At 60.9% G+C, this 25,715-nt stretch carries 29 protein-coding genes; 18 read left to right on the top strand and 11 right to left on the bottom strand.

Translation table 11 applies throughout. The features are described 5' to 3' along the window. Positions 1-36: 36 nt before the first annotated feature. Both GBO37_RS16965 and GBO37_RS16970 read right to left on the bottom strand, forming a co-directional pair. Positions 37-2,505 carry an AAA family ATPase gene (locus GBO37_RS16965; RefSeq protein ID WP_252930120.1) on the bottom strand — a complete coding sequence of 823 codons (2,469 nt, stop codon included), beginning with the start codon at positions 2,503-2,505 and terminating at the stop codon, positions 37-39. Further along, positions 2,502-2,714, bottom strand: coding sequence for a hypothetical protein (locus GBO37_RS16970; protein WP_252930122.1), 213 nt, complete (start codon positions 2,712-2,714; stop codon positions 2,502-2,504). The genes GBO37_RS16965 and GBO37_RS16970 overlap by 4 nt, the downstream gene beginning before the upstream one ends. 1,141 nt (positions 2,715-3,855) lie before the next feature. On the opposite strand from GBO37_RS16970, the gene GBO37_RS16975 reads away from it, so the two are divergent. Next, entirely contained in the window at positions 3,856-4,653 is a 798-nt protein-coding gene (locus GBO37_RS16975) for a substrate-binding domain-containing protein (RefSeq protein ID WP_042250316.1), read from the top strand. Positions 4,654-4,863: 210 nt separating this feature from the next. Here the strand turns inward: GBO37_RS16975 and GBO37_RS16980 are convergent, their stop codons facing one another. From GBO37_RS16980 to GBO37_RS16990, 3 genes are all read right to left on the bottom strand, one after another. Beyond that, positions 4,864-5,202 (bottom strand): cytochrome c, encoded by a 339-nt coding sequence (locus GBO37_RS16980; RefSeq protein WP_042250314.1) that lies wholly within the window; start codon positions 5,200-5,202, stop codon positions 4,864-4,866. Positions 5,203-5,254: 52 nt separating this feature from the next. Next, on the bottom strand, positions 5,255-6,439 hold the full coding sequence (locus tag GBO37_RS16985) for a sulfite oxidase (RefSeq protein WP_042250312.1): 1,185 nt from the start codon (positions 6,437-6,439) through the stop codon (positions 5,255-5,257). Positions 6,440-6,809: 370 nt separating this feature from the next. Continuing rightward, positions 6,810-7,919, bottom strand: coding sequence for a TDT family transporter (locus tag GBO37_RS16990; RefSeq protein WP_111560152.1), 1,110 nt, complete (start codon positions 7,917-7,919; stop codon positions 6,810-6,812). Positions 7,920-8,011: 92 nt separating this feature from the next. On the opposite strand from GBO37_RS16990, the gene GBO37_RS16995 reads away from it, so the two are divergent. The 4 genes from GBO37_RS16995 to GBO37_RS17010 all read left to right on the top strand — a co-directional run bounded on the left by GBO37_RS16995 (position 8,012) and on the right by GBO37_RS17010 (position 11,254). Beyond that, positions 8,012-8,770 carry a ZIP family metal transporter gene (locus tag GBO37_RS16995; RefSeq protein WP_205963169.1) on the top strand — a complete coding sequence of 253 codons (759 nt, stop codon included), beginning with the start codon at positions 8,012-8,014 and terminating at the stop codon, positions 8,768-8,770. Continuing rightward, positions 8,767-9,606: a LysR family transcriptional regulator gene (locus GBO37_RS17000; protein WP_252930124.1), complete on the top strand. Its 840-nt coding sequence runs from the start codon at positions 8,767-8,769 to the stop codon at positions 9,604-9,606. Before GBO37_RS16995 ends, GBO37_RS17000 begins: the two co-directional genes overlap by 4 nt. A 1-nt stretch (position 9,607) precedes the next feature. Further along, positions 9,608-10,198, top strand: a complete 591-nt coding sequence (locus GBO37_RS17005) for a uracil-DNA glycosylase family protein (RefSeq protein WP_341872764.1) — start codon at positions 9,608-9,610, stop codon at positions 10,196-10,198. Positions 10,199-10,270: 72 nt separating this feature from the next. Beyond that, positions 10,271-11,254 (top strand): malate dehydrogenase, encoded by a 984-nt coding sequence (locus tag GBO37_RS17010; protein WP_111560150.1) that lies wholly within the window; start codon positions 10,271-10,273, stop codon positions 11,252-11,254. A gap of 32 nt (positions 11,255-11,286) precedes the next feature. Here GBO37_RS17010 and GBO37_RS17015 read toward each other — a convergent pair whose 3' ends face one another. Further along, positions 11,287-11,415, bottom strand: a complete 129-nt coding sequence (locus GBO37_RS17015) for a DUF305 domain-containing protein (protein ID WP_158530129.1) — start codon at positions 11,413-11,415, stop codon at positions 11,287-11,289. 491 nt (positions 11,416-11,906) lie between these two features. On the opposite strand from GBO37_RS17015, the gene GBO37_RS17020 reads away from it, so the two are divergent. After that, positions 11,907-12,542 (top strand): recombinase family protein, encoded by a 636-nt coding sequence (locus GBO37_RS17020; RefSeq protein WP_127899569.1) that lies wholly within the window; start codon positions 11,907-11,909, stop codon positions 12,540-12,542. 104 nt (positions 12,543-12,646) lie between these two features. After that, complete coding sequence (locus tag GBO37_RS17025; RefSeq protein ID WP_252930125.1) at positions 12,647-13,081, top strand: LexA family transcriptional regulator; 435 nt, start codon at positions 12,647-12,649, stop codon at positions 13,079-13,081. A gap of 33 nt (positions 13,082-13,114) precedes the next feature. On the opposite strand, the gene GBO37_RS17030 is transcribed toward GBO37_RS17025, so the two are convergent. Beyond that, positions 13,115-13,555 carry a helix-turn-helix domain-containing protein gene (locus tag GBO37_RS17030; protein ID WP_023517540.1) on the bottom strand — a complete coding sequence of 147 codons (441 nt, stop codon included), beginning with the start codon at positions 13,553-13,555 and terminating at the stop codon, positions 13,115-13,117. A 98-nt stretch (positions 13,556-13,653) separates the two neighbouring features. Here GBO37_RS17030 and GBO37_RS17035 point away from each other — a divergent pair, with 98 nt between their 5' ends. From GBO37_RS17035 to merA, 4 genes are read left to right on the top strand one after another with little or no spacing between them, the layout of a single operon-like run. After that, positions 13,654-14,067, top strand: a complete 414-nt coding sequence (locus GBO37_RS17035) for a mercuric transporter MerT family protein (protein WP_003501072.1) — start codon at positions 13,654-13,656, stop codon at positions 14,065-14,067. Positions 14,068-14,083: 16 nt separating this feature from the next. Beyond that, positions 14,084-14,371 (top strand): cation transporter, encoded by a 288-nt coding sequence (locus tag GBO37_RS17040; protein WP_010661778.1) that lies wholly within the window; start codon positions 14,084-14,086, stop codon positions 14,369-14,371. Positions 14,372-14,382: 11 nt separating this feature from the next. Next, positions 14,383-14,640 carry a hypothetical protein gene (locus GBO37_RS17045; RefSeq protein WP_003501076.1) on the top strand — a complete coding sequence of 86 codons (258 nt, stop codon included), beginning with the start codon at positions 14,383-14,385 and terminating at the stop codon, positions 14,638-14,640. Continuing rightward, the gene (merA, locus tag GBO37_RS17050) at positions 14,641-16,083 is read left to right on the top strand and encodes a mercury(II) reductase (protein WP_305884490.1); all 1,443 of its coding nucleotides are present in this window, start codon (positions 14,641-14,643) and stop codon (positions 16,081-16,083) included. Positions 16,084-16,119: 36 nt separating this feature from the next. Here merA and GBO37_RS21680 read toward each other — a convergent pair whose 3' ends face one another. Continuing rightward, positions 16,120-16,299, bottom strand: coding sequence for a helix-turn-helix domain-containing protein (locus GBO37_RS21680; RefSeq protein ID WP_371927619.1), 180 nt, complete (start codon positions 16,297-16,299; stop codon positions 16,120-16,122). An 859-nt stretch (positions 16,300-17,158) separates the two neighbouring features. Here GBO37_RS21680 and GBO37_RS21685 point away from each other — a divergent pair. Next, positions 17,159-17,767 (top strand): hypothetical protein, encoded by a 609-nt coding sequence (locus GBO37_RS21685; RefSeq protein WP_371927620.1) that lies wholly within the window; start codon positions 17,159-17,161, stop codon positions 17,765-17,767. Positions 17,768-17,885: 118 nt separating this feature from the next. Here the strand turns inward: GBO37_RS21685 and GBO37_RS17060 are convergent, their stop codons facing one another. Continuing rightward, on the bottom strand, positions 17,886-18,311 hold the full coding sequence (locus GBO37_RS17060) for a type II toxin-antitoxin system VapC family toxin (protein WP_252930127.1): 426 nt from the start codon (positions 18,309-18,311) through the stop codon (positions 17,886-17,888). Then, positions 18,311-18,556 carry a type II toxin-antitoxin system VapB family antitoxin gene (locus GBO37_RS17065; protein WP_252930129.1) on the bottom strand — a complete coding sequence of 82 codons (246 nt, stop codon included), beginning with the start codon at positions 18,554-18,556 and terminating at the stop codon, positions 18,311-18,313. The genes GBO37_RS17060 and GBO37_RS17065 overlap by 1 nt, the downstream gene beginning before the upstream one ends. A 1,170-nt stretch (positions 18,557-19,726) precedes the next feature. Between GBO37_RS17065 and GBO37_RS17070 the strand changes: the two genes are divergently transcribed. From GBO37_RS17070 to GBO37_RS17085, 4 genes are all read left to right on the top strand, one after another. After that, positions 19,727-20,140 (top strand): DUF3768 domain-containing protein, encoded by a 414-nt coding sequence (locus tag GBO37_RS17070; RefSeq protein WP_252930130.1) that lies wholly within the window; start codon positions 19,727-19,729, stop codon positions 20,138-20,140. 265 nt (positions 20,141-20,405) lie between these two features. Next, positions 20,406-22,280: a ParB/Srx family N-terminal domain-containing protein gene (locus GBO37_RS17075; RefSeq protein WP_252930132.1), complete on the top strand. Its 1,875-nt coding sequence runs from the start codon at positions 20,406-20,408 to the stop codon at positions 22,278-22,280. A gap of 69 nt (positions 22,281-22,349) precedes the next feature. Beyond that, on the top strand, positions 22,350-22,529 hold the full coding sequence (locus GBO37_RS17080; protein WP_252930133.1) for a hypothetical protein: 180 nt from the start codon (positions 22,350-22,352) through the stop codon (positions 22,527-22,529). Positions 22,530-22,710: 181 nt separating this feature from the next. After that, the gene (locus GBO37_RS17085) at positions 22,711-22,893 is read left to right on the top strand and encodes a hypothetical protein (RefSeq protein ID WP_139086612.1); all 183 of its coding nucleotides are present in this window, start codon (positions 22,711-22,713) and stop codon (positions 22,891-22,893) included. Positions 22,894-23,006: 113 nt separating this feature from the next. Here GBO37_RS17085 and GBO37_RS17090 read toward each other — a convergent pair whose 3' ends face one another. Beyond that, a complete protein-coding gene (locus GBO37_RS17090; protein ID WP_252930134.1) occupies positions 23,007-23,588 on the bottom strand; it encodes a hypothetical protein in 582 nt (193 codons plus the stop codon). 840 nt (positions 23,589-24,428) lie between these two features. Between GBO37_RS17090 and GBO37_RS17095 the strand changes: the two genes are divergently transcribed. Together GBO37_RS17095 and GBO37_RS17100 are read left to right on the top strand one after the other, a co-directional pair. After that, complete coding sequence (locus GBO37_RS17095) at positions 24,429-25,316, top strand: ArdC family protein (RefSeq protein ID WP_252930135.1); 888 nt, start codon at positions 24,429-24,431, stop codon at positions 25,314-25,316. Beyond that, positions 25,313-25,486 carry a hypothetical protein gene (locus GBO37_RS17100; protein WP_252930136.1) on the top strand — a complete coding sequence of 58 codons (174 nt, stop codon included), beginning with the start codon at positions 25,313-25,315 and terminating at the stop codon, positions 25,484-25,486. Before GBO37_RS17095 ends, GBO37_RS17100 begins: the two co-directional genes overlap by 4 nt. The last annotated feature ends 229 nt before the right edge of the window (positions 25,487-25,715 follow it).

A 25,715-nucleotide genomic window follows, 5' to 3' on the forward strand; every position in this document is an offset into this window, starting at 1 on the left:
CTCGTGGCTTGTCATGCGGCGAAGGCGAACGCCCCCTCACGTCCTATCTTTGAGGTTCACGTTGATCTCCTGGCAATGGCATCGCAGTTGATCGGCAGACGCTTGTGTAGGATATAGATAGGGAAGAGAGCCGCACTTCGGATTGCGACATCTCATTTCTTCGAAATAGGCTCTATACGCGTTTGCCACTTTTCGAAATTCTCCGCTGTCTAAGTTTTCCCATTCATTGAAGTGGACAGCGGGATTGATCGCCCAACGCTCAGTCGCCGTAGCGGCGGCAAGCTGGCGGTTCAACTCTTTCTTCTCGAAGAGTGTGCCTTTCTCCGCGTCATGACCCCAAGCCATCGCGACACGGACACCCTTCTCTAACCTGTTCTGATACTGGCGCTGCACGGCCGGAAGCAGATCCTCCAACCCATAATTGCCGTCTGCCCGGAAATTTACCGGAGCACGGAGGTTGTCTGCGAGGACGTGGCAGATGTATTCTAGGTATCTGCGCAGCAGCCAGGCGGCACGCGGTACGTCGCCTTTCTCCAGCTGGACCTCGATTTCCGGCCAGATGTCTTGATCGTCCCATATTCGAGGGCCAAGTTCCGCGCTCCATCCCCCGAACATCTGGGTCTTTTCAATCAGCTTCTCGGTTTTCATGAATTGCAGCCATACCCTATCATGCGTGGTAAGGATAAACTGCGTATCAGGAAACCTCATGCGCAAGAGCCGACACACTTCTCGACGATGGCCCGTATCGACCGACATCAAAACATCGTCGAGGACCGCGAAGGTAAACCTTTCGCCGAGCGTATGACGCATGAGCGCCAGGTATAGGCAGAGGCCCATACCATCCTGGTGACCCTCGCTGTGGTATGCTCCAGGCGGGAATGCTCCCCGGCCATAGAAGTCGACCTCGAAGCTGAGCTTGGATGGCTCCGCTTTCAGTTTACCGATGAATGTTCCTTCATCGTCATTCAGGATTTTGTAGAGCTCTGTGAATTCTGCAGCGACCGCCTCATAGATCCCTTCCAGAACCGCGGTGGAGGTGACGCCGTAATGCTGATCCACCTTTTGCGCGATCGCCTTGCGCTTGTCGGCTTCCTTATCCAAGCGCGCCGCCTCTACCAGCTTCCCGTATCGCTCCTGAGCCACCGCGAGCGCGAATACGGCCGCCTCTCTCGCTGACGCCTCAGGCAAGGCGGTAACTAGTTTCTCGATAGCTTCGATGCCGCCGAATACGGTGGAGGGCGGCTTCCATTCGAGTTCTGAAAGAGCCAAGAACAGCGCGCCTGGATCCTCGGGAGTCGCCTCGAACTTATTTGCTAGTTGCTTGAAGCTTTTCAGGGCTTCCGCATAGGTGACAAACACCGAGGGGTTCAGGTCCGTGCTGAGTTTGGTGCCGTAGCCATGCAGCTTCCTCAACTCGTCGAGGCGGCAATCGATCGCGTCTTCGATGACCCCGAGTTGTTCGCGCAGGCGCGTCAGAAGCTCGCCCACCGCAGCTACATCCAGCAGCTTTTGCTGGAGATGGGTGCGCAGCTCCTTCTGGTCCCAAGGGCGGTCACAAAGGGGGCACGCGTCTTCGCACAGGATTTCCAATCCCGTCAAAATCAGCCCGTGCCGCCGTGCGAGCGCTAGAGCTTCCGCATCTTCCTTGAGTTCGCGGAGCACATCCAACCCCTTGGACATTGCATCCGTCCACGCCATGGGAGGAGTTCCAAGCAACGCGGTCTTGAAGGACGCTATCTCCTCAAGCGCAAGGTTTCTCGCCACCGTAACGGTCGTCTTGTTCTCCGGCTGATTGGCCGCGATGTCGTTGAAGACCGTATCGGCGGCGAGGGCGGTCAGATCCGCTTGGCCCAGCACATTTCGATGCGTATTGATCGTCGCGAGGAGCAGCTCCCGGCTAAGTTTTCCCCCGATCACGACTGCGGTCAGATCGTCCTCGGCTCTGGTCTTGGCTGATGCGGCGTCACGGGCATTTTTCTCAGCGCTTCGGGCGAACGTTCCGAAGGCTTTCCGTAGCTTTCCGATTTGGTCGAGCCTGAGAAGATTTTGCACGTCGGCAGAACGGCGGGCGGGCGGGGTGATGATGTATTTTGCAATTTCACGTCGTGACAGCGCAAACTCGGGGTGCGCTTGAAGCGCACGGATGGTCGCCTCTTCGGGGCCGCCCGCCGGTGTCACTATCAATTGCTTTGGCGCCTTGACGGTTCTTGTCAGAACAACGTCCCTACCAAGCGAAGGGATGTGCGCCGTTATGGTCACCTTGGATTTCTCGGGTTCCGCGCGCAGATCCACATGCGGCGCGTGTTTGCTGACGCTCAATTCCCCCTGACCTTCACCGGTGAGCCGGGTCAACGATCCGGTGAGACCGAATTCAATCGCATCGACCACGCCACTCTTCCCGGTGCCGTTCGACCCGCAAATCCCGAAGCTTTTGCCGTCAAGATCCAAGGTCATTTTGCGGATCCCCCGAAACTCTTCGATGTGGATCTGTTTGATCTTGATCATGTCGACACCCCGTCAACGCCGCCTTCTGGAGCGCCGAAGAGGGCCACTTCGATTTCCTCAGGTTTGGGAACCTTGCCAATCTGAAGAAGCGCATGGAGTCGAGCAATCGACGCGCCATCAACCCCGTCATCCGCCTCAAGAGCATCCCTGAATTGTTGCAAGACTTTTTCAAAAGTAGGAGAAATCGGCTCATCCAGATCAATAGGCATATAAAATCCGTCCTTGAGGGCGAGCTTAGCTCACATCAGCCGCCAGATTGCAGTGCATGAGGCCGGAAACTCGTCTGTGATCTAGCAATAGTTTGAGGAGGAAGTCATCGAATATTAGCGCGGTCTCAGATCAAGCTCCGGTGCCTTGAATTGGACGTAACACTGCGATGCCAAGAATTTTCTAGCGCTGACATTACCCGCACCGGATCATTCTAGATCGGGTCCGCGCTGTTCGGCGGATGCGATGCCTCCGCTAGTGCTGTTCGGCAGGGACAGTGGTGGCAGGTGATGATCCGCTATTCTCATCGGGCTGGTCTGCGCCACGCTGCAAGTGCCGAGATGCGTTGAACACCACATGGCCCTCGCGACTGCCCGGTTGTTTCCTGCGCCGAGGGCTCGGAGCCCAAGGCGATTGCTGTATCACGCGCGGATGTCCGCATTCCTTGGTGAGCTGCGGGTGCCTCGCTGCGATGCCATTGGGCCGCTTTCTGCGCCGTCACTGTCGTTCATTTTGGACGCAGCGAACGGCAGCTCCCCGCCCTCAATTGCTCCAAGCGCATGCGCGGTCTGGGACTTGTGCAGGCGCAGCGAATGACCGGAAGGTCCCGCAAAGCAGACGGATTAGGATGGCGATCAACAGTCAGCTTTGCGGGACCTTTCGGCCATTGAGTGCGCCTACGCTAAGACCGTTCGCAATTGCAGCATCAGCGACGTGCTGGGCGGAAAGCCGCCGCTAAAGATTCCTGATATTTACAGGTCTAGAGTCCGGAAGCAGCCGCTCGTCATCCCATATTCTTATCAAAGCGCGGCCACTCACACACACCTACTCGAACGCCGCTACGAATTCGGCGACGATGGCCTTTTCGCGCTGCTGGCACGCCGGCTCTCAGGCGTTACGTCGACACAGGGCGATGTCAGCTGCGCAGCGGATGCGTTCCTGCGCGCCAGCGTCAGCGCTGACCTTTTGATCGAATTGACTAGTCAGCATTTATCACGCGTCAGCCGTGCCCCACACGCAAGAGTGACGTAGAAATGGCAGAAAACGGCGAAGCCGTTGGGCGTTTACGCCAGCTGCAGCGTTCTAGACGTCACATGGCGTCGGCATCAGGCCGACGCGATCCTGTTCGACCGGAGTGCCTTGATGAAAATGATATCCCTTCTGGCCATGAGCCTGTCCCTGACCACCCCCGCCCTTGCCCAGGACGCAGCCACGGATGCGCCCGCGATCGCGCGTGAAGCTGGCGACGGCGTTGTGCGTCTTTATGGTGCGGGCGGGCCGCATAGCGCGCTGCAGAAGGTCGCCGATGTCTGGCAGGCCGAAACGGGCACCGAGGTTGCAATCACCTTCGGACCGGAACCCACATGGTCCGATCAGGCGCAGGCCGATGCCGACATCATCTGGGGGACGTCCGAGCAGTCGATGACGGCGTTTCTGGAAACCTACACCTCGTTCTCGTCCGATCAGGTTCAGCCGATCTACCTGCGTCCCGCCATCATCGCGGTGAAGGCCGGCAACCCCAAGGGCATCACCGGCTTCGACGATCTTCTGGCCGACGGCGTCAAGATCGTCGTGACCGAGGGCGCCGGCGTCGGCAACACATCGGGCACCGGAGTTTGGGAGGATATCGCAGGGCGAACGGGCAACCTGGACGATGTTGTGGGCATGCGCCGCAACATTGTGGCGTTCGAGCACGGGTCGGGCGCCAGCTTCAAGGCGTTCACCGATATGGACGCGGATGCCTGGATCACCTGGCCGGACTGGACCGCGCGCAATCCCGACGTTATCGAGGCCGTATCGCTGTCCGAGGACCGCGCGATCTGGCGCGACCTGAACGTCGCCATCGCGCCGGATGCTGACCCGGAGGCGCAGGCCTTTCTGGACTTTCTGGTTACGGACGAGGCGCAGGCGCTGATGGAAACCGAAGGCTGGACCCGCTGAAGGGGTCCACGATCCAGCATCTCTAAAGCATGAGGTTTGACCTGACCGGAGATCTGTCCAACGCAATGCGATTGAATGCGAACCCTCATCGTCAGCCTGAAGTCCCGGCTTGAACGGCGATGGAATGAGCAAGACGCCAAACGTAACCCCCCGCCTGCAAGCGGGGGGTTTTTCGTTCAGTTCCGTCGTGGAGAAGAGCCATCGATCATCTCAGGGCTCGACGTTGTCTGCCTTGGTCGCGCTTGCGACATAGTGGGACAGAGCGTCCAACTCCTCGTCCGTCAGGCTATCATACGGCGTCATCGGTCCGACGCCGTTCACCAACGCCCGCATGACGCGGTCATAATCGGGACGCATGGTGTCGAGGTTCGGCCCGATCTCTCCCATTGTCTCGGCATCGGCCAGGGTATGGCAGATCGAGCAGGACGGCTCTGCCCCTTGTGTGAAAAGTGCCTTGCCCATGTCGATCCGGGCAGAGTCTGTTTCAGCTACAGCCATACCTGACAAGGATGAAAGCAAAATGGCCGCGGCACTCAGTGTCTTGTTCATGTGTTTTCCGTTGATCTGAGGGGTGTCCGGCACGAACCGCCAGCCGCGTGTGTCATGCCACTTCGATTTCGATGCCGGGCGCGCGCCACCCATTATGATTGTATCCGGGGTCGTTGGGCTCAGTCTGCTCAGGCTGCTGGTTTCCGTCCGCATCCGTGGCTCGGCTGACCAGCCGATACGTGCCGGGCTGCAGATCCATCTGTGCCACAAAGGGACGCCACGCAAATTTCCCGAGATCAGGTCCGATGAACTCTGCTGTGCTCCACGTCTGGCCATCATCCGCAGATACTTCGACTGATGCGACGTTGGTTGTTCCGCCGAACGCCACACCCGTGACCTGAACGCGACCAGCCTGGGTCGCATCCAACGGGCCGGTGATCCAGGATTTGACCGACATCTGCCAGACCGACGGATGGTCCGGGCCGCCTTCTTCACCCACAGGCTGCAACCGATAGCGCGTCTGCTGGATCAGCGCTGGCGACTGCTCCGCGGTCATGGCGACCTTGGTGACGTATTTCACGCTGTTGACGCCCGTAAACCCGGGGACGACCATGCGCAGCGGACCGCCATGGGCCAGGGAAATCGGCTCCCCATTCAGCTCCCACGCCAGCAAGATATCATCGAGCGCATCCAGGGGCACCGACCGCTCGACGAGCAATGTCAGCGGATCAAGTCCTTCGGGAAGCGTCTCTCCACCCGTGCCGGTCACGTATTCCATCCCCTCCGCAACTCCCCCCAGAGCGTCAACCACGACTCTCAAGGGCACACCCGTCCACATGACGCAGCCAGCAGCACCAACCTGCCAAGGTGTGCCGGACGGCTCGTGCTCAAAATAGGCACGACCGTTCCCGGAGCATTGCAGGACCATGGCAACAGTCGTGATCCCCATTGTCTTCAGTTCGGCCAGCGTCAGGCTCCGAGGCTCTGCCACGCCGTCGATGCTGACTTCCCATGCATCGCGATCGTCAAGAATGGAAGCAGGAGGCGGTGCCACATTGTTGCGGACATACAGCCTGTCCTCAGGCGTAAACGCAGAGGTTCCAAACGCAGACCGCTCCATCTCGATCGTGCTGTTGGAGTGCACGATCAGTGCATCGGCGTCTTTCCAACTGACATAGTCAGGCAGGGCCGTCACACTTTCCTGAGCTTGCACACGGACACCGCTGGCCATCACGGACAAGATGGCACCACTTCCGGCCAGCAGGCTTCGACGGCCTATCTTGAAATCACCCATCATCACTGAGCCTCCTCCCAAAGGTTTTGATCTTACTTTTGAGCCTAGCATGAAAAGAGGTTGGCGTGTCCACCGCCTCCTTTTGCGCGCCGCGTTATCAGAGCCGCTTCACGGGTGTCTATCCCTGACCGTCCGCTCCGCACCGTCCCGCATTGTGTCGATCTATCCTGACCCCGTGAGCGTCCGCTTTGGTGAACTGGCATAAGCAGAGCCTTCAACCAACTGAAGGAAATGCTTTGCCTAGCATTCGGTGGATAAGCCGCAAGGGATGCGAAGCATCATTTGCGGCTTATGATTTTTTGTTTTGCAGTCTCATGCTGACAGCATCAGGGCGGCAGCACCCGCCGGAACGGTGCGACGTGTGGCGATCATCTCAATCCTCCTTCAGGCAAGGGGCGACGAACAGATCACCCTGCCACGCCCCGCGCACGGTGCGAGTGGCTACGATGGCCCAGATCACGGCCAGCAGGGCCACCAGCATCAGGCCGAAGACGTGGATCGAGCCGATGGGCATCAGCGTGCCCAGCTTCAGCGTTGCCACCGCGAACACCCCGATGGGAAAGGTATAGCCCCACCAGCCGAGGTTGAACGGCAGCCCCTCGCGCAGGTAGCGCCCGGTGATCAGGGCGGCCATCGCGAACCACCACAGGCCGTAGCCCCACAGGATCATCCCGCCGATCAGACCGACGCCCTGCGCGGCGCCAACATAGGCGTCCAGCCCGTGCGCGGCGAAGATGGCGGGCGCAGCCTCGCCCAGGGTCATCAGGCCAAGCGCGCCGGTGCCGATGGGGCCAAGCGCCAGCCAGGCCGAGGCCGCCATCGACGCATGCGGCAGTTTGTGGATCGCAAGGCGCAGGACCAGCACCACCAGCACGCTCATCGCGATGGGCAGTGACAGCGCCCAGAGGGTATAAGACACCCACAGCACTGTCAGGCCGTTCCCGACATGCGGGGCCAGCAGCCCGCCCGTCACTGCCGCCACCTCGGCCGCGACCATGGGCAGAAGCCATACGGCGGTCATCTGGTCGATGGAATGGCTTTGGCGGGTGAACATCAGATAGGGGATGGCGATGCCACAGGCTGCGGCCATCGCGACGTCGATCCACCACAGCGTTTCCGCCAGCCCCACCGCGCCGCGATAGATCAGCAGGCCGTTGATGATCGTGGCCAGCCCCATCGGGATGCAGCCGAAGAACATCGACACGACCGAATGGCCGAAGACGCGGCGCGCCCCGTCGAAGAAGAACACCCACCGCGCCGCGTAAAGCACGCTGAACAGCGCGAAAAGGCCGATGTTTAGGATCCACAGCGCCTCGCCCACCGCGCGGAACGGGGTTTGCGCCAGCGCGATGGACAGGATGCCGGTGCCCATGGTGGCGGCGAACCAGTTCGGGGTGAACTGGCGCACCACCTCGCGCGGGCTGTCGAGGCGGCTGAGCGGTTGGAGGCCGAGCGATACGGCCCGCATTTTCTCGAAGGTCATGGGGTATCTCCTTGGGTATGAAGATAGTGGGGCTGGCGCAACCGATCCAACGGATTAAACTTGTCCGAATGATCGGATTAGACGATGGGACGATGATGGCGATCTGGATGCAGGCGGGATTGTGGGGGCTGGCGGGCGCATCGTCTCTGCTGATCGGCGTGGCGCTGGCATGGTTTGCGCCGTTTCCCAAACGGGTGACGACGGGGTTCATGGCGTTCGGCTGCGGTGTCCTGATCTCGGCCGTCAGCTATGACCTGATCCTGGACGGATTCGGCAAGGCGGGCATCTGGCCGGTGGTGCTGGGGGCCGTGGCGGGGTCGGTGCTGTATACGGTGGCCAACGCGCTGATATCGCGGAATGGCGGGCACCATCGCAAGCGGTCGGGAAAACAGCAGCGGCAGGCGGCACAGGGCGGCGGGTTGGCCATCGCGGCGGGGGCGTTTCTGGACGGGATACCGGAATCGGTCGTGCTGGGGGTGGGCATGCTGGACGGCGGCGGCGTCAGCATCGCCATGTTCGCGGCGATCGTCCTGTCGAACTTTCCCGAAGGTCTGTCCAGCGCAGTTGGGATGAAGGCTGCGGGGCGCGGCGCGGGGTATGTGTTCGGCCTGTGGGCGGCGATCGTGCTGTGTTCCGGCGCCGCGGCGCTGATCGGTGCAGCGGCCTTGGGGGATGCGCCGCCCTATCTGCTGGCGGCGGTGAATGCGCTGGCCGCCGGCGCCCTGCTGACCATGATCGCCGACACCATGATCCCCGAGGCGGTGGAGGGCGAACGCGGCGAGACTGGCCTTCTGGTCACGCTCGGGTTCCTCGTGGCCTTCGCCTTGTCGCATCTGGGGGCTGCCGCATGACGCTGGAACAGCTTCGCATCTTCATCGCCGTGGCCGAACGTCAGCATGTGACCGAGGCCGCCCGCGCGCTGAACCTGACCCAGTCCGCCACCAGCGCCGCCATCGCAGCACTTGAGGAACGCCACGACGTGCGCCTGTTCGACCGCGTGGGGCGCGGCATCGTGCTGACCGATCTGGGCCGCAGCTTCCTGCCCGAGGCGCGGGCGGTGGTGGCGCGGGCCGAGGATGCGGCGGGGTTCCTTGCGGCCTCGATGGGATTGCATCATGGGCGGTTGCGGCTGGTGGCCAGCCAGACGGTCGCGAATTACTGGCTGCCGAAGGTCATGCAGACCTTCCAGGCCGCCCATCCGGGGATCGCGTTGACTCTGCGCATCCTGAACACCCATGACGCGTGCCAGGCGGTGGCCGAGGGTGAGGCCGATCTGGGCTTTGTCGAGGANGAGGTGACCTCGCCCGCGTTCACCCTGATCCCCGCCGCAACGGACCGGCTGGTCGTGGTGGCGGCGAAGCCCGTGACCGATCTGGCAGCGGCGACGTGGATCCTGCGCGAACAGGGCTCTGGCACGCGCGCCATTCTGGAACAGGCGCTGGCGGCGGCGGGGATCGTGCCGCGCGTGGGGATGGAGCTTCCCTCGAACGAGGCTGTCCGTGCGGCGGTCGAGGCGGGCACTGGCGTCTCCGCCCTGTCGCGCGNGGTGATAGAGGCATCCTTGGCAGCGGGTCGGTTGTTCGAGATCGCGTTCCCCATCCCGCCGCGCCATTTCAACGCCGTGCGTCCCACCGGCCGCCATGTGAGCCGAGCCGCCCAAGCGTTTCTGGACCGCGCCCTTGGATGAGGTGCTGCGCGCCCTGATGGCGATTGCGTCCACCGACCGGCTGTTCAACCCTTACCGCGACCATGATCCGGCGGTGGAGGCTGCGGGTGCCCCTGAAATTCGCCGCTGCAACCTGCGCGTCTATCTGGAGGCGATGCCGAAGGGCGCGCCGCTGTGGCTGGGCGAGGCGATGGCACGACGCGGTGCGCGGCGCACCGGCATCCCGTTCTGCGGCGAGGAGGCGCTGCACCGCCTCGGCCTGCCATTGATTCAGCCGACCCGCTATGCGCTGCCCGACGGGCCGACCGCCTGTGCGATCTGGGCCGCCGTGTCGGACCCGCCGCCGCTGTTCTGGAACGCCGTCATGCAGCATCCTCATCATGCCGATGGCCGCACCCGCCCGCCGACCGTGGCCGAGATTGCCGCCAACATGCCCGCCCTGCATGCGCTGATCGCGTGGAAACGCCCGTCGCGCATCCTCTGTATCGGGCGCGTGGCCGAACGCGCGGCGCAGGGCTTGGGCGTTTCCGCCACCTATGTCCGCCATCCGGCGCAAGGCGGGTTGGCCGCATTCCGCGAGGGTGCCGCGTCATTCATCGAACAAGGCGATTGATCCAAGCGGAACGATGCGTTGGACGGTTGTCTTCCGCGGGCCTACCTATTCCCGCAACCTTAGGAGGACACCGTGACCACATCTACCCCCAAACGCATCGCCGTCACCGGCGCCGCCGGCCAGATCTGCTATGCCCTGCTGTTCCGCATCGCCAAGGGCGACGTCTATGGCCCCGACCAGCCGGTAATCCTGCAACTGCTGGACCTGCCGCAGGCGCAGGATGCCGTGCGCGGCGTGGTGATGGAGCTGGAGGATTGCGCCTTTCCGCTGCTGGTCGAGACCATGGTGACCGACGATCCGGCGACGGCCTTCCGCGATGCGGATGCGGCGTTCTTCGTCGGCTCGCGCCCGCGTGGCAAGGGGATGGAGCGGCGCGATCTGCTGTCGGCCAATGCCGAGATCTTCCGCGCCCAAGGCCGAGCGCTGAACGAGACCGCCAAGCGTGACGCGAAGGTCGTGGTCGTCGGCAACCCCGCGAACACCAACGCGATGATCCTTGCCGCCAACGCGCCCGACTTCCCGAACGAGAACGTCACCTCGATGATCCGGCTTGACCACAATCGCGCGCTGACGCAGCTGGCCACGAAGGCGGGCGTCGCCGTGGCCGAGATCGACCGGCTGGCCGTCTGGGGCAACCATTCCCCCACCATGTTCGCGGATTGGACCGAAGCCACCGCGCAGGGCGGCAAACTGCCCGACATGATCGGCGACGACGCATGGTATCGCGACACCCTAATCCCGAACGTGGCCCGGCGCGGCACCGCAATCATCGAGGCGCGGGGCGCATCCTCGGCCGCGTCCGCCGCAAATGCCGCCATCGACCACATGCATGGCTGGATTCACGGCACGGGGGGCAAATGGGTGTCGATGGGCGTCCACTCGAACGGCGAATACGGTATCCCCGAGGGGCTGATGTTCGGCGTTCCGGTCATCTGTGCGAACGGCACATACGAACGCGTCGAAGGTCTGACTTTTACCGATTTCCAGCGCGAGATGATGGCCCGCACCATCGCCGAACTGGAGGAGGAACGCGAGGCTGTCTCAGCCCTTCTGTAAAGAACAGGCCCGCGCAAGGCGGGCCCACCCTATTATTCCGGCACTTCAACGCCCATGCGGTCCAGCATGGCCGTCATCTCGGCAATATCTTCCTTTTGCGCGTCGATGATCTTCTGCGCCATATCGCGCGTCTCGTCATCCGTGCCGTGCTCCAGCTCCACCTCGCCATGTCGATGGCAAGGCATTGGTCAGGTTCGCAACATAGATACGCAGTGCGGAGAGAGTTCGCTGTTCCCACCCGAAACGGCAGAGCGGCACCCTTTGCCTCACATGACGAATGACTGCTATGGGATGAGCGTCGCCCTAAACCATAGTTGGCCTTGCCCGGACCAAGGTCCGGTTTGGGTCGATCACTCTTGCTGCATCTGCATTCGCTGCAGCAGGGACGAATGACTGCAATGGGCTCAGAGGGGTCATATGCTGCATCACGCGCGAGGGTCTGCTTCGCTGTTTTGGCGAAGCCTCTGCGTCATTTAGCGCTGGATAAGTCGCGCCAAGTAGCGCTGGAGGTCACAGCAACGTCACGGAAACGGTCGGTTTTCTTGCGATCCTGGTGCCCGGCTCGACTGAACAGCTTTGGCACAAGAAAACCCGTTGCGAAAATCAATGACACCTTGCAGGGTATGCGCAGTCTTTTCTTGCGGGGTGAGTGGTGCTTATCGGCTATATGAGGGTCTCGAAATCGGACGGCACCCAAACGCTCAGCCCGCAGCGCGACGCACTGCTAGCGGCGGGTGTCGATCCGGACCGGATTTATGAGGATCTGGCTTCTGGTCGCCTCGATGCCCGCCCTGGTCTGCTGGCGTGCCTCAAGTCACTCCAGCCGGGCAACACGTTGGTCATCTGGAAGCTGGATCGGCTTGGACGCGATCTTCGTCACCTGGTCACCACCGCCGAAGCCTTGAGAGAGCGGGGCGTCGGCCTGAAGGTTCTGGCCGGTGCGGGCGCGCAGATCGACACGACCACCGCCAACGGCAGGCTCGCTTTCGGCATCTTTGCGGCATTTGCAGAGTTTGAGCGGGAGCTGATCGTTGAGCGGACGCAAGCAGGGATTGTCGCTGCCCGTGCCCGTGGTCGGCTTGGAGGACGCCCGCGCAAGATGGATCGAACGACCCTGAGCATGGCGATGACAGCCATGTCCGACCGCAACGCTGTTGCCAAAGAGGTCGCGCGCCGCCTCGGGATCACGACCACCACCCTCTATGCCTACGTCAACGGGGACGGCAGCCCGAAGGCTGCAGGGCAGGCTTTGCTTGATGGCATCCCACTGCAACAGGCTCGCAACTAAGCTGGTCGCAGCTTGGGCACCCGTTTCACCTAAATCAGTTAGCAGCTTGACGCCGCAGGGGGTGTTCGGGTTATGGCTGGTGTTCCCGTATTGCTCTAATAGCCATGACCCTGCACTCAAGCCCTATCAAGATCACGCTCGTAGATCGGCATGTGCCTTTGGCATCCATGCCGGTTCCGGCCGGTTTTCCGTCACCCGCCGCGGATGATCTTGAGGATACGATCGACCCGATCAAGTGGGTGGTGCGGCATGAGCATGCGACCTTCTGGTGGCGCGTGTCCGGCGATAGTCTGGAGGCAGAGGGCATCCTGGACGGCGACCTGATCGCCGTGGATCGCGCGGGCAAGCGCCGCCATGGCCGCATCGTCGTCGCGGTTGTCGATGGCGCCATTACCGTCAAGAAGCTCGCCAAGCGCGATGGCGTCTGGTTTCTCGATCCGCGCGCCCGCGCGGATGGCTATGCCACAATCCCGGTCACGGAGACGACCGAGATATGGGGGGTTGTCGCCGGCGTCGTGCGCCGCCTGCCCATAGAATAAGGGGTCAGAACAAGAGCTGCTCGAAATCGTACGCTAAGCTTGAACGGAGCGGGAACGCTTGATTGACCGCATTTCAAAAAGGGCATCTATGACCGGACATTCTGGAACCTGATCGCCGGTGCATTGCGCCGCCATATTCGACATGGCCCGCTCCAGACGCCGCAGATCGGCGATTTTCTGACGGATATCTTTCAAATGTTCGATGGTGAGCGCATGGACCTCCCGGCAGGTGTAGGTATGCCCATCGACCAGGCGAAGCAGGCCGCGCAACTCGTCCAGGCTGAAGCCGAGTTCACGGCCGCGCCGCACGAAATGCAGCCGCCTTGCGTGTTCAGTTGTGTAGATACGATAACCCGCTGCGCTGCGGGCGGGCTTCGGCATGACGCCGATTTTCTCGTAATAGCGGATCGTCTCTATGTTGACGCCGCTGCGCTCGGACAGCACGCCGATCGAAAATTCATCATTCTGTGTCATCACATAGCTCGCACAAATCCGTGAAAATTTCTCGCTTGACCCTGTAGTCGCTACAGGCACTAGGGTCACGATAGATCAATTGCGGGAGCATGTGAACGATGATGCAGGATGAAACACGGACGCTGGCAAATACAGTCACAGAGCCAGCCGAAAAGGGTTTTGATCGGGCAGCATTGCTGTCGGTCGGCGGCATCGTTGCGGCACTGGGCGCAGCAACCTGTTGCGTGCTGCCCTTTGCCTTGTTCTTCGCTGGCATCAGCGGCGCGTGGATCGGCAATTTGACCGCGTTCGAACCCTACCAGCCTGTGTTTATCACGATCGCGCTCGCCTGCCTCGGCTACGGTTTCTATCTCGTCTATCGCAGGCCGAAGGCGGCTGAATGCGCCGAGGGTTCCTACTGCGCGCGTCCATCATCCCATCGGAACGCCAAGATCGGCCTTTGGGTCGCAACTGTCTTGATCATTATCGCCGTGGGCTTTCCCTACGCCGCCCGCCTTGTCCTCGATGCTTAATCCCAAGGAGAATCTCATGAAAATCCTGCCCCTCATTGCCCTTACTGCGTCCCTGCTGACGGGTGGTCACGCTTTTGCCGCCGAGCAGACCGTAACCTTGAATGTTGCCAATGCCACCTGCGAACTCTGCGGCCCGATTGTGAAGCGGGCGCTCAGCAACGTTCCAGGCGTGCTCGATGTTGATGTATCGGAGGCGACCGGCGCGGCGATCGCGAAGGTGCGCTTTGACGACAGCCAGACGAATGTCGCCGCGCTGATCACCGCAACCACCAATGCTGGCTATCCGTCCGGCGTTTCGCAGTAAGGAGGTTCAGCATGACAGATGGAAAGTTCATCGGCCTTGGCGGAGTCGGGTTTCTCGCCGTCATCTGTTGCGCCGCGCCATTTCTTTTGGTCGCCGCTGGCTCTTTTGGCTTTTCCGCATGGTTCGCAGCGGCCGGCTATGTGCTGATCCCGATCGCTCTCGCCGCGATTGGGGCGTCCGCACTTTATCTTTACCGGCGTCGGCGTTCCGCCTCATCAGCGGATGCCAATTGCTGCTCGATGAATAACAAGACAACAAAGGTGAATTGAATGTGTGAAGCTTGCGACGTTCCAACTTCCAACAAAGGCAACGGCCGTTATGATCTTGTGGTCGTCGGAGCTGGCTCGGCCGGTTTCTCCGCCGCGATCACGGCCGCCGAACTAGGCGCCCAAGTGGCTCTTGTCGGGCATGGCACGATCGGCGGTACATGCGTCAACATCGGCTGCGTGCCCTCGAAAGCCCTGATCCGGGCCACGGAGGCTGTACGTCACGCCAACGATGCGGCTGCCCGGTTTGATGGGATCGAAAGCGGCGCGCGCGTGGTTGATTGGGCCGCTCAGATCGCCCAGAAAGACGCTTTGGTTGCCGGTCTGCGACAGGCGAAATACGCTGATCTGCTGCCGGAGTACAACAATGTGGTCTACCACGAAGGTCCGGCCCGCCTCGTTGACGGCGGTGTCCAGGTCGCGGGCCAGCACATCGGCTCCGAGCGAATTATCATCACCACCGGTGCGCGTCCGGCGTTGCCGGGGATTCCGGGGATCGCTGACGTATCGCCGCTCGACAGCACGACAGCGCTCGCCCTGACCGAGCTGCCACGCTCGATGATAGTGCTTGGCGGCGGCTACATCGGCGTGGAGCTTGCCCAGACTTTCGCACGGGCCGGTGTCGAAGTGACACTCGTGTTCCGCAGCCGGCTTCTGCCGGAGGCTGAACCCGAAATCGGCGCTGCGCTTGCCACCTATCTGGCCGATGAGGGGATTAAAATCGTCAGCGGCATTACCTACGAGTCCGCCCGCAAGACCGATGATGGTGGTGTTGCCCTCGCCATCGCGCGGGACGGACGTCCGGAAATCTTGACTGCCGAGCGGATTCTTGTGGCGACGGGACGCCGCTCGAACACTGAAGCCCTTGGGCTTGCTGAAACCGGTATAGACCTGACACCGGCCGGGGCCATCATCGTTGATGATCGCATGCGCACCTCGAAGGCGGGCGTCTATGCCGCCGGCGATGTAACCGGAAAAGATCAGTTCGTCTACATGGCCGCCTATGGCGCAAAGCTCGCCGCCAAGAACGCATTGAACGGCAACAGCCTGAGTTACGACAACACCGCAATGCCCGCCGTGGTCTTTACCGATCCGCAGCTGGCGAGCGTCGGCATGACCGAAGCGCAGGCGCGGGCTGCCGGACATTCGGTTCGCACCTCCGTCCTTTCCCTCGACAATGTGCCGCGGGCGCTGGCGGCGCGCGACACGCGCGGCCTGATCAAGCTGGTCGCCGACGGGTCAACCCGGAAACTCCTTGGCGCTCACATCCTTGCACCAGAGGGTGCTGACAGCATTCAGACGGCAGCCTTGGCCATCCGCTGCGGCCTGACGATCGATGATCTCTCGGAGACGATCTTTCCATATCTGACGACTGTCGAAGGTTTGAAGCTTGCGGCTCAGACCTTCGACAGGGATGTGAAAAAACTGTCCTGCTGCGCGGGGTGAGGCGAAAGGGAAACGGGTGCCTACTCAAGTCACGGCTTAAACGGAGCGGTCGCCCTCGATCCTGACACGCATGATGGTCTGGCGGCTGGTGTCAAATTTTCTGGCGAGTGCGGAAACGCTCATCCCGCCCGCCAAATCCGAGAGAACATCCAATTTCTGCTTCTCATTGAGCCGAGCGGGACGGCCGAGGGTCAGCGAGCTGATCGAGAAGGCCAAAGAAGAGAATGGCGTTATCCGAAAGTTGAAGCAGGTGACGATTGGTGACGGCGGAGACGTTCCGTCTTCAAAGCCTATATCGGTTTCCGCGCCGTCCCTCGTCGATCAAATGCTGGCTCAGGCCGAAGCCAAGACCGAACCCACTGTCGTAGTGGCTGACGGAGAAACGGCATCTGAAGCTGCATCGCAGCCCGTCATTAAGCCTGGCGGCATGGTGCCAACACAAGCTCCTTTCAGCTTCAGCACCCCCGAGGAATTGAAAGTCGCCCGTACGGTACTCAACGTCGTGATCCCTCAGTTCAGTACTAAGGTTTCCTCAATTGGTGACCTTAATGACCCCAAGGTGATCGAACGCATTGCTGATGCGGCAATCGCTGCGCAGAAGCCTGAAGAGGGGTTTATCCCGAGCATCACTAGGGAACAAGCAGTCGCCGTCGCCCAGGAACTCTGCAAGCACTACGTAGAGCGAACCCTTGCGATCCCTGCACTGACGATTACACCGCAACAGCAGGTTTCATTCGGATTTAGGCGCTTCGATCTGGATATGAAGAGCTGGAACTTTCAGCCGCTATCGCGCGAACTCATGATCCAAGTCCTGAGAACGGAGAAAACGTCGAGAATTTCGGGTGAGGATGAAGGGGATACCGCAAACCGTCTCGAAGATTACGTCGTTGCCAAGCTGATCGACTACTCTGAAATTGATTACGACGCTCATGCAGCTATTCTCTACGATTTAGCCGGACAGGCAGTCATCCACACACGCAACCGTTTTGACGGTGATGAAGAGCAAACGCGCAGCGTCCTGCGCGGTCATGCCAAGGCAATGGCCGAAAGCATTTTCTCGCAAATGAAGCAGAACATGTGGCGCGAGCAGACAAACTACCGTGTCTCACTAGCTTCAGCATTTGCCGAGCTACGCCCGCAGACCTTTGATACCGCAGGAACGGGTTTCATCAGAGACTTCAAAACCCCGCCTGACCAAAAACAGGAAATTAGGAAATATGTTTTCACCGGTTTTTCAAAAGGATGCTATCAGTACGCCAAATTCGACTCCGATCCCGAACGCAAGTTGACCATCGTCCTTGAAAAGGACACTTCGGTGCGGCTCTGGATGAAACCTGGTCCGAACCAGTTTAAGATTTACGATAACCACGGTGCTCCGTATCAACCCGATTTTGTGGTCGAGACGGCGGCAGCCAAGCTGATCATCGAAGTCAAGCGACAGTCGGAGATGAAGGACGCGGAAGTTCTGCGCAAAGCAGATGCTGCAAGTCTTTGGTGCCACGTAGCAACCCAAGCCAGCGCCAAGCATGGCGAGAAGCCATGGTATTATCTCTTGGTCCCGGAATCTGACGTCCAAGAGAACTTTACCGTATCTGGGCTAGAAGCAACGCACACACGCGCGCCTGACGCAGACCTGCTAAGCCGTTATGTTTTCGAGGAGCCATTATCAGGCGGCCCCCACTAGGGCCGACCTTTCATTGAAGGAGTAGCGTTCATGATGGGACAGGGTATCGCTTCGGCGGATGGCGCCATGCAGGACCGCAAGCAGGCTTTCATCGGGAAGGCTAGCTGCTGACACGCCGTTAAGCTAAGTCCGTCTGTGCGAAGTCGTCCCCCTTATAGAGCAAGGGCACATGATGCGACTTCGCGCAGGCATAGGACAGCGCATCGCCCATGTTCAGCTGTGCCGGGTGCCCGACGAGCTTTCCATAAGTGGCAAGAGCTTCGATCGCAGCGCGGCCCATGCTGGACGAAATCATCATCTCCTGTGCCTGGATGGCGTCGAGCAGGTCATTGACCAGATCGGAAGCGATCTGGAAATCTTCAGCTGTCGCCGGGCCCGCGCTTCGCGCGTCCCGGCGCGTTCTGGCAAGGGCAAGCGTAGCCTCCAAGCGAACGATAGGGGAAAGGCGGAGCTTTCCCCGCGCCGCCTCCATCGCCTTCATCAGCCCTGGCGCTTCGGGTTCATTCTTTAGGACAGCTACAAGCGCACTTGCGTCGATGAACATCAGTCTTCACCCCACATCGCATCCATGAAAGCCTTATCATCCCGGCCATCAGCCGCGATGCCAGAAGCCGCTGCGCGGCTTTGGATCGCTGCAATGCGGTCAGCCAAGCTTTCCTTCGTAGAAAGGGCAGAAATTTGCGCGGCAAGCGCCTGACGGACAGCTTCGCTCTTGTTCTTAACCCCTGTTATCGCGCAATATTTCGCAACGAGGTCGTCGATTTCATCGCCTTTGATAAGGATGGTCATGGCTCTATCCTTTACGGTATATCTGTATATACTTCAAAGGATATACCTCTGCAAGAAGCTCCGCATGGGATCGAACTGATGGAAGGATGTTAAGTCCTTATAATTATGTAGCTTTGAGGATGTAGATGCCAAATTGCACCCGCACTCTCGACTATGTCGGCAAAGACATTGGAACTGATCTTTGCAATTTTTCGATCTACAGATAATGGGAAAAGGTTCGATTCAATTAAGCTTACTAGGAATATTAAGATGAAATATTGTTGCCCATTTTGCTCTACAAGATCAGACGTCTTATCCTGCTGTTCCGTTTGTGGAACGGTCCTGTTGGAGAAATGTCAAAAGTCTAAAGATACAAGTAATAGCTCCAGCGGTGGCTTTTGGATGACCGTTCTTATCATCGTTGGGCTTGGCCTGTTGATGCAGGTTTCTGCTCTTTTTCTGTAGTTGATCCGGGCGTCCCCTTCGGGCCTCGCCCCCGGTTCCGGCCGGCAAGACCGGCCTCCACCCGAGCTGGTCGGGGCGATGCGCCCGGCTGCGCTGCACGGTTGAATGTCTCTCCGAGCCATCCCCCCGCACACCGGTCCTGGGCGCCCTGCCCCGCCCATCTCGTCCCTGACGGGCGGGACCGCTGACGCAAGGCGCGACGGCGGTTGTCCAGTCGCGCGCCGGGAACGACCTTGGGAGTGAAGGCGCGGGACCGCAGCAGGCCCGCGCGAGACGTCAAGGATCGAGCAAGGGCCTGTGGGCAACTGGGTGCGGCTTGCGGCAGCTGCGGCACAGACCCACCGCGGCCTCTTTCAGAATAGCGAGATCCCCGCGCAGGCGCGGCGATCGAGACGCAGGGGGGATTTGGACAAGCCAAACGCCCCCTGCCCTTGTTGGGCCAGGCGCTGCGCGCCCGTCCGTTTGGGGACCGCTGGTCCCCCACCGCAACATGAAAATGCTGCACGTCCTACGGGGCCGTGTCCTCGCGCTTCGCGCTGCGGGCCGCACCACCCCCTTGTCCGCTGGATTTTCTCATTGCGGCGGTTCCCCCCCTGCCCTCGCCGGGAGGCAAGGGTTCAGGAGAGGGGCGCGCTTCGCGCTTCCTCGCCTGACCCCCCGCCCATTTTGGGCACCCGACCACGGCACAAAGACCCGGCGGGATCGTCGCAAAGAAAGGAAAGCCAAATGGCACAAGCAATCCAGACCGACACCGCTGCCGAGCAGGCGCGCGACCACATGCTGCGCCTGCTGATCGCAGAGCAGAACGACGCCTTCCGGCGCTGCCTTGGCTTCGCCGCCCTGTGGCGGGACCATCATCTGAAAGGCCGCGCTGTCGTCACGCCGGGTTTCGAGGCCCTGCCCGTGGCGACCAAATCCGCCCTGATGGGAAAGGTTATCAACTTCAGCGACTTCACCGAGGAAAACGACCCTTGGGAGGATCATTCCTTTGGTCGCGTGGAGGCCGATGGCGCGGCGATTTTCTGGAAGATCGACCTTTACGACACCGCCTACACCTACGGCGCAACGATGCCCGATTGTGCCTGTGACCCCGACCAGACGCGCCGTGTCCTGACGCTCTACCTGCCGTCCGAACACTGACCGGGGATCGGCCTGTTTCGCTCCGCAGGCAGGCCGATGCTTCCCGCAGCTTCAACCGACAAGGGAATGAACACATGAGCAATGCAGTCTTGGAACAGCGTCTCGCAGAAGCATGGGCGCTGGTCAGGAACGGCGACACCTTCGGTATCGGACGCCGCTTCCTGACGCAGCATGGGGCCGGTTGAAGCCCCCCCATCGCTTTGTCCTGCCCTCACAGCCGGACGCCACAACAGCCAAATAATCGTCGCAAACAGGAATGCCACCCATGAAAACCGAAATCATCACCGCCGCCGCCATCCAGTATTTCCCGCTGGCCCAACTCTATGTCTCGGACATGAACCCGCGTCAGGACGCGGACCCGGAGGGGATCAACCTGCTAGCCGACAGCCTCGCCATGATCGGCCTGATCCAGAACCTGTCTGGCACCGTCGATGCGGATGGCCGCGTCGGCATTGTCGCCGGGGGTCGCAGGCTCCGCGCCATCGCCCGCGCAGTCGAGCGTGATCCGACCGTGACCAAGCGCCACCCGGAACTGGCCTCTGTTCCCGTCCGCATCGCCCCTGACGAGGCCACCGCGCGGGCATGGGCCAGCGCCGAGAACGCCGCCCGCGAGGACTTGGCACCCGCCGATGAAATCCGTGCCTATGGCCGGATGAAGGAGGCAGGCGCAGACGTGTCCACCATCGCCCGCAGCTTCGGCAAGACCGAGGCGCATGTTTACCGCCGCCTTGCGCTGGCAGCACTGCCCGCCGCTGTTCTGGACGCCTTGAAGACGGGACATATCAGCTACGGGATGGCAAAAGCCTTCACCGTGTCCCAGGACGAGGCTTTGACCTTGCAGGTTCTGGCCGAGGTGATGGGCCGCGACGTGTCCGAATACCGCATCAAGCAGGCTTTGCAGCCGGAAGCGATCAGCGGCTCCGACCGCCGCGCCCTGTTTGTCGGGCTGGACGCCTACACCGCAGCGGGCGGGCGGATGAACCGCGATCTGTTCAGCGACACGACCGCGCTGCACGATGGCGACCTTCTGGCCCGCCTGTTCACCGAGAAGATGGACGAGGCAGCGGCAAAGATCGGAGAAGTCTGGAAATGGGTCGAGGCCATGCCCGACAGCTATGTCCCCTACGGGACTGCCGAGAAGCTGGACCGCATCTATCCTGTTCCGGGCGTCCTGAGCGAGGAACAGAGCGAGCGTTACGACGAACTGGCAGAGCTGGCCGAGGGCGACGTTCTGGACGAGGCGGGCCAAGCCGAATTTGCCGACCTGACGAACATCGTTGAAGGCGGCTTCACCGACGCGCAGCGCGCCGTTGCCGGGGTGTTCATCTATGTCCGCAATGATGGCACCCTGGGCGAAACGGCCGCATGGGTTCGGCCCGAAGATCGCGCCGAGGCAATCGAGGCAGAGGTTCTGACCGGACATGCCGCAACGCGCCACGGTGCGGCCAGCGTCGAGGACGCGCCCAAGTCGCCCTATTCCGGTGCGCTGGTCGAGGACATGAAGGCTGTGCGGCTGGCCGCGATCCAGACCGCGCTTCTGGACAAGCCGGAAATGATCTTTGACCTGCTGGCCTTCGGCATGTCGCTGGCATCGGGTGTCAGCACCCATGTTTTCGACCTGTCGCCGGGACGCCCCAACAACTGCCCAAGCAAGCCCGAGGGGTTGGAGTTTTCCGAACGGCTGACCCATGCCCCTGCGGGACATGAGGCATGGAGCCGCCGGGAACTACGGGTGGACGATCTGGCGACCGCCTTCCGCACGTTCATCGCCGCTGGCAAGAAAGCCCGCAACGCGGCGCTGGTCGAGAGCGTGGCGCGGACCCTGCCCTATGGCGCAGGCAGCGCGGAGTTCTTCGGACTGATCGAGGCCGATGCCGGGGCCGGTATCCGCAAGGTCTGGACGCCCACCGCCGAGAACTTTTTCAGCCGCGTCAGCGCCGATTATCTTGACGCGCTGCATCTGGAACTGACGGGCTGTGATCCGCAGGGGAACGGCTTCAAGGCGCACAAGGCGCAGAAGAAGGCCGAAAAAGCGCGGTGCATGGAGCGTCTGTTCAGCGATGCCGAGTATCAGAAGGCATGGCGGATCGACGCGGAGAAGAAGGCCCGCATCGAGGCTTGGACCCCGGACTGCTTCTGATTCATACCGAACCGGAGGGGCGGCGTTAGCCGCCCCATACAGAGCATTTTTCAGACGAAAGAGATTTTCATGCCCCTGTATATCGCCACCTACTGGACCGGCACGGCATGGGTTGATCTGCACGCCGATCCGCTACCCTTCAAAGACGCACAGCAAAAGCTGCACAGCGCAGCCTGGACCCATCAGAGTGTTCGCTTGCGACCGGCCCCGGCTGCCACCGAGTTTCCCGCCGCCGCTCCTGTTCAGTAGAGCGCGACACCGCCCATCCTTCTGCGACGAAGGTTCAACTGGCCCCGCTTCGGCGGGGCTTCTTTTTTGGCGGGGAATGATGACCTGGCGGNGGCGGCCGTCTGCGCCGGCCCCCGCCTCCAGGCCCGGCCCTTCGGGCCGAGCTGCACCTGACGGCGCAGCGGGCAAGTTGACGCGTGAGATGGGACAGGACGCCAAAGCGGAAATTGCCCGTGAAATGCTGGAGGGCATGCTGTCTGACAGCGATGGGGTCCTTAAAATCGAGCTGCGGGGCAACGGCCTATTCGCACTGAACCCTGCTACAGGGACATACGAGGTGGTTGGACTGGCGCGCATGTCTGCTGCAATGAGCTACATTCGGTAAGGCAGCGTCAGCGGAGGCAAGATCTGAACACCCCGGCTGCATGGCAGCCGGGGTGTTTTTTCGTTGCTGTAGCAATTTTTAATGCTGCGATATGTAGAATTGATCAGCTTTAATCAGCTGAAATTTACCCCTCCCTTGGGATCAATGACATAGTTCAACACCCACTCATCAGCATTTCTATTGTTGTTATGCTCTATAATTTTAGTAATAGAAAATAGGCAATAGTTATTGAATCTATTTTTCATAACTACAATATCTCCTCTGTTTGCGGTCTTATCAATATCGGTCGCATGATAGGCCGCCGCATTCTTAATATCAGAAAATCTACTTTCAGGTGTGACATATGATCCTCTAATTGAAGGATCGGAAAATCTTATGTGTGCCGAGGTGCTAGAATTTGGTGATAAAGTAATAATAAAAAGGGATTCTCCCTCTCCCATTTCGGCTGTTCGGGTGATTGATCCATTAACGGTCAATGTATCTTTGATTCTGGTGGAGCGGTGTTTTGGCTTGAACGGCCAAAACAAGGTAACAATAGGAACGAAACTAGCGAAAGCGACTACAAACGGTTCCAAATTGTACGGGTCAACAAAGTAATCTGAAGATTCTATTCCAATCCAAGCTAACGAGAGCAAAAAAGCGATAGAGGAAAGCGCTATAATCGTCCAATATTGTGCGCGTGCTAGGTTAGGCATCGTTGTTAACTCCTAATACTTGTAAACATGTTTTGGCTGTTTGCTCAGCTGAGGCTTGAGGACATCATCTAATATGTAATTTTCATGAGACTATCGTTTCAGCAAGATCATAAACTGATCCGGGCGTCCCCTTCGGGCCGCGTCCCCGGTTCCGGCCGGCAAGACCGGCCTCCACCCGAGCTGGTCGGGGCGATGCGCCCGGCTGCGCTGCACGGTTGAATGTCTCGTCCCGAGCCATCCCCCCGCACACCGGTCCTGGGCGCCCTGCCCCGCCCATCTCGTCCCTGACGGGCGGGACCGCTGACGCAAGGCGCGACGGCGGTTGTCCAGTCGCGCGCCGGGAACGACCTCGGGAGTGAAGGCGCGGGACCGCAGCAGGCCCGCGCGAAACGTCAAGGATCGAGCAAGGGCCTGTGGGCAACCGGGTGCGGCTTGCGGCAGCTGCGGCACAGACCCACCGCGGCCTCTTTCAGAATAGCGAGATCCCCGGGCAGGCGCGGCGATCGAGACGCAGGGGGAATTTGGACAAGCCAAACGCCCCCTGCCCTTGTTGGGCCAGGCGCTGCGCGCCCGTCCGTTTGGGGACCACTGGTCCCCCACCGCAACATGAAAATGCTGCACGTCCTACGGGGCCGTGTCCTCGCCTTCGGCTGCGGGCCGCACCACCCCCTTGTCCGCTGGATTTTCCCATTGCGGCGGTTCCCCCCCYGCCCYCGCCGGGAGGCAAGGGTTCAGGAGAGGGGCGCGCTTCGCGCTTCCTCGCCTGACCCCCCGCCCATTTTGGGCACCCGACCACGGCGCAAAGACCGGGCGGGATCGTCGCAAAGAAAGGAACGCCAAATGGCTAAATCGTTCGACCTCTACCAGCATGTCACCGACAGCATCATTGCCAGCATCGAGTCCGGCACCCCCGCATGGCGCAAGCCTTGGACCGGCGAGAAGGGCGGCGCACCGTTCCCGCTGCGTAGCAACGGAGAACCCTATTCCGGCATCAATGTCCTGATGCTGTGGCTTGCCGCCGACGCCAAGGGCTATCGCGCCCCGTTCTGGTTCACCTATCGCCAAGCGCAAGAAGCGGGCGGACAGGTCCGCAAGGGCGAGAAATGCGCCACGGTTGTCAAATATGGGACGTTTGACCGCGAGGACAAAGACACCGGCGAGGAACGCCGCCTGCCCTATCTGAAATCTTACAGCGTGTTCAACGCCGAGCAGATCGAGGGGCTGGCCCCGGAATATTATGGCACCCCCGCCGAGGCTGCGCGCGACCTTGGGACCGAACCCGACCCGGCGCTTGATGCTTTCTTTGCCGCGACCGGGGCAGAAATTCGCACCAGCGACGAACCGCAAGCCTACTACAACCCCGCCGCCGACCATATCCACATGCCCCCGATTGCCACCTTTCACGATGCGGCAGGCTATTATGGGACGCTGGCCCATGAGGCTTGCCACTGGACCGGACACAGCACCCGCCTTGACCGCTTTTCCCGTTTTAATGATCGAAAAGGGTACGCGTTCGAAGAAATGGTGGCTGAGCTGGGAAATGCCATGCTTTGCGCAAAGCTTGGCCTGACGCCTGATTTTGGACAGTCCGGCGCATATATCAAGAGCTGGCTGCGCGCGTTGAACGACGACAAACGTCTGATCTTTAAAGCCGCCAGCGAGGCCCAGAAAGCCGTCGACCTGCTGACCAAGCGCCAGCACGTCGAAGAAGAAAGGGCCGCCGCGTGAGCGGCCCCCTGCCCGACCTGTCGTGCCGCAAATGCGGCACGACCAATCCCCCGGTCTATCTGGCCCCTGTCACGGTCGGGGGAGCCGGAACCTGCATCTGCATCGGTTGTGCGGAAGCGCGCAGTTGGCTGGACCGGGACGGAAACGTGAAACCGGGGATCGCGCTATGACCTACGAAATCCGCGACGACCCGGACGACCTGCCCATCCCGTGCGCCACGTTGACTGAGGCGGAGCGGCGCGGCAGACGCCGCGCCGCCCGGATCGGATCGCCCGTTCTGATCTATGAGATAGACAGCCAAGGTGGCGAAAGGTTTGTGGGGGTCTGNTGACCCCYCTGCCCTGCCCCTCTGTCCTGGCGCGCAGGGAGAATGTCGGGCGGGNGCGCTGGCAGCTTCGC

This window comes from Paracoccus sp. 08 (genome assembly GCF_024105395.1).
GTDB classification, from domain to species: Bacteria; Pseudomonadota; Alphaproteobacteria; order Rhodobacterales; family Rhodobacteraceae; genus Paracoccus; species Paracoccus marcusii.